The following is a 3671-nucleotide window of genomic DNA, read 5'->3' on the forward strand; positions in this document are numbered from 1 at the left end:
CAGGACGGGGGGGGTGAGAAGGTCCACCGATGCCGCTTTCGAGTCGACGTTCCGAGCGGGGGGTCTGGCCGTGGGTGCCGTACCCGAGTCCGGCACCCACGGTCACGTCGTTCAACGAGTCGGGATCACCCCTCGCTCGAGTCCCACCAGCTGTATCCCTCGAGGAACGGGTCGGGCTCGATCGGGGCGTCGGAGCTCCAGACGATGTCGAACTGGTTCTCCGCGTTGATCTGGCCGATCAGACCGGTCTTGGCGATGTGATGGTTCTCACCGTCGACGGTCACCAGTCCTTCCGGTGCCTCGAACGTGACTCCGTCGGACGCTGCGTTCACGGCATCGACGCAGAACGACTCCGCCTTCTCGACCATGTTCTTGTAGAGGTAGAGCGACGTGTACGCCGCTTCCATCGGATCCGAGGTCGGCCGATCTCCGTACTCGTCCTGGAACGCCGCGATGAACGCTTCGTTCTCGGGGCTCTCGACGCTCTGGAAGTAGTTCCACGAGGCGTACTGCCCGGTGAGGTCGACACCCATCGATGGCGCCTCCTCTTCGGCGATCGACACCGAGATGATCGGCGAGGTGTCGGCGCCGAGGCCGGCTTCGTCGTAGGCCTTGATGAAGCCCACGTTGGACGAACCGTTGATGGTGTTGAACACGAAGTCGGGCTGTGCGTCGGCGATCTTGGCGACCTGCGTCGTCCAGTCGTCGCTGTCGAGCGGCACGTACTCCTCGCCGACGATCTCGATGCCGAGTTCCTCGGCGTACTGCTTGATGATCTTGTTCGCGGTGCGCGGGAACACGTAGTCGGACCCTGCGAGGAACAACGTCTCGACTCCCTCCGATGCCAGGAAGTCCATCGCCGGAATGATCTGCTGGTTGGTGGTGGCACCGGTGTAGTAGATGTTCGGCGACGCCTCGAGGCCCTCGTACTGCACCGGGTAGAACAGCAGGCCGTTCGCCCCCTCGACCACGGGCAGCATGGCCTTTCGCGAGGCGGAGGTCCAACCGCCGAACACGGCAGCAACGTTGTCGTCGGTGAGCAGTTTGTTGACCTTCTCGGCAAAGATCGTCGGCTCGCTCTGGCCGTCCTCCTCGATGAACTCGATCTGCTTGCCCATGATCCCGCCGTCGGCGTTGATCTCTGCAGCAGCGAGCATCAGCGAGTCCCGCACTGTCTGTTCACTGATGGCCATGACGCCCGAGGTCGAGTTCAAGAAGCCGAGCTGGACGTTGTCACCTTCGACGCAGATGTCGTCTGACGCCGCTTCGGACCCGTCCGACGCTGCGGTGCCGTCGGTCGCTTCGGTGCTGTCGGGGGCGTCGCTCGAGCTGGAGTCATCCGCGCTCGTGTCACTCGGGCTGGAATCACTGTCGCTATCGCTGCCGCAGGCGCTCGCCACCAAGGCGAACGAGGCGACCAGAGGCACGACAAACTGAAGAGGATCTCGGTAACGCATGGGGCTCCTTTGAGGGGTTGTTCACGATGCCCACCGCTCGAACGAAACGTCCTCCCGGTGAACGTTCGAGAAAGTACAAGTGACAGATTTCCGGGGTATGTCCGAGCTGTGAAGGCAGCACGCTGCTTCCGCCACCCGGCGGTGACCACCTCGACAATCGACGCCACCACCTGACGAGCCCACCAACGAGGGCGCAAGCATCACCAGCGATCCAGAAGGGCATCGACGAGCCGATCGATCAGATCAAGCCCCCGTCCGGTTTTCCGCACTGGGGAACACCCAGCACCTCGACGAATGCCCTCAGATCCCGATTTTCATCACCCTGCTAGAGCCGGCACGCGAGCGGTCGAACGGCCGATGCGTTTGGGCGAAGTGTGCGCCTGATCCCGCGAGGTGACGGGCGCTACGTCGAGCTGGCCGCATCGGCAGCCACACTGATCGGCCGATCAAAGCGTCAGGTCACGGGGATGTCGCAAGAGACCCAGATATCGAGTGGCCTCACGACGACGTTTGCGAGGCCGCTCACCGACCGAGCTGGGTGGGTGCGCCGACATTGTTCGATGCCGACGAAAGCAAGCGGGTCGACGTCATGTGGTCGCTCACCAGTTGGGCGCTTCGTTGTATTCGGTGATGGTCACGACGCCCGCTTCGTCGCGAGACACCGCGAACCAGAATGTCTTCTCGTCGCCACCCGACCACGTCTCGAACATCTCGAAGGCGAAGCCATCGGGGCCTTCGAGTCGCTGATCGGTCCGGGCGATGTCCGTGATGACGTCGAAGTTCCCGAGGAACTCAGCGATGGACGACTGGTCGAATTCTGTGCCGTCGATGAAGATCCACGTCCCAGCGGGACCGAGACGCTGGGCGACCCGATCGAAGTCCCCTGTGTTGAACGCGATCGCGAACTCATCGGCGATGGCGGCAGCCGTCTCGGCCGTCAACGGCGGTGCGACCACCGTCCCGTCCTCAGTTGGCGCTGGAGTGAACGTCGCACGGAAACTCCGGTTCGCCCCGAAGTCGGAACTGGAGAACTCGATCGTGCCGACCAGGTTCTCGAAGGTCCCGCCGGTTCCGACGATCTCAGCACTCCCAGTGAACTCACCCTCGAACGTCGTCGCGAACTGGTCTGTGTAGGTGAAGGTGCCACTGCCCATGCCAACGAGTTCGCCCGTGAAGTCCACCACCTCCGCTCCTTCCACGGACGACTCGCCGATTCGCCACCAGCCGACGGCGTCGCCCTCGCCGACCAGGCCGCCGTCGAACACCTTGAGGTTGTAGTACTTCCTCCTCCCGTTCGGGCCCTCCCCGCGCGAACCCATTTGGTCCTCAGGCTCGGTCGTCGACCCCTCGACGACGATCGGATACTCGATCTCGGGGACCGTCGTCGTCGGCTCCGTGACCGGCGGCTCCGTGACCGGGGCGGTCGTGGGCGACGTCACCGTCGTCGCCGGCACCGTGGTGCTCGCCACGGCCTCCGAGGTCGTGGTCGCCATCGCAACGTCAGTTCGTGCCGTCGTCACCGCCGCGCCGTCCTCGTCCGATCCAGAACCGCACGCAGCGAGCCCGGCGAGACCGAGGAGGCCTGCCGCGATCGTCCGCATCGCCGGCGTCAGCCCCGTTGGACCGGCACCGTCGTCGATGTGTCGTCTGGGCGTGAGCATGGATGACCTCCCGTGTCGTGCTCCGCTACGGAGCGCTCCCCGCAGTGAGCGGCTGCGAGCATGATCCGCCAGGCCGGTCACCAACCGGTCACCAACTCGACGAACTACGGTGACCGACCACCGGGGTCGGCGACAGGAGAGGAGACGGTGACGTGAAGATCGGTGTGCTCGGTCGCGTCGCCGCCTGGGACGACGACGGGTCCGAGATCGCCCTGCGACCCCAGTTCAGACGACTCCTCGGCCTGCTTGTGGCGACCGGAACGACGGTCACGCTCGGCCAGATCGCCGAGTACGTGGCAGGCGGACGCGCCACGGGCTCGGCCGCTCGTACGGCTGCGGGTCGCCTCCGCTCCGTGGTCGGTGATCGACTCGTGACGGCCGGATCGAGCTACGAACTGCAGCTCGGCCAGGACGAGCTCGACGTGACGGCGTTCGCGCACCTCCGGGAACGATCCGCCGGCGCCACGGCGAAGGAGCGCATCACGTTGCTCCGGGCGGCGCTCGCCGAGTGGCGCGGCCCCGCGTTCGGCGACCTCGCCGACGAGGCATGGGC

General features: G+C 65.2%; 3 protein-coding genes. 1 reads left to right on the plus strand and 2 read right to left on the minus strand.

What is annotated here, in order from left to right; translation table 11 throughout:
• Nucleotides 1-125: 125 nt before the first annotated feature.
• Together urtA and WBV89_RS11645 are read right to left on the minus strand one after the other, a co-directional pair.
• On the minus strand, nt 126-1457 hold the full coding sequence (urtA, locus tag WBV89_RS11640) for an urea ABC transporter substrate-binding protein (protein WP_423981517.1): 1332 nt from the start codon (nt 1455-1457) through the stop codon (nt 126-128).
• 599 nt (nt 1458-2056) lie between these two features.
• On the minus strand, nt 2057-3118 hold the full coding sequence (locus WBV89_RS11645; protein WP_423981518.1) for a hypothetical protein: 1062 nt from the start codon (nt 3116-3118) through the stop codon (nt 2057-2059).
• 152 nt (nt 3119-3270) lie between these two features.
• On the opposite strand from WBV89_RS11645, the gene WBV89_RS11650 reads away from it, so the two are divergent.
• Nucleotides 3271-3671: AfsR/SARP family transcriptional regulator (locus WBV89_RS11650; RefSeq protein WP_423981519.1), on the plus strand; the 401-nt coding region annotated here is incomplete at its 3' end.

The organism is Ilumatobacter sp. (genome assembly GCF_049588435.1).
In the GTDB taxonomy this organism is placed as follows: Bacteria; Actinomycetota; Acidimicrobiia; order Acidimicrobiales; family Ilumatobacteraceae; genus Ilumatobacter_A.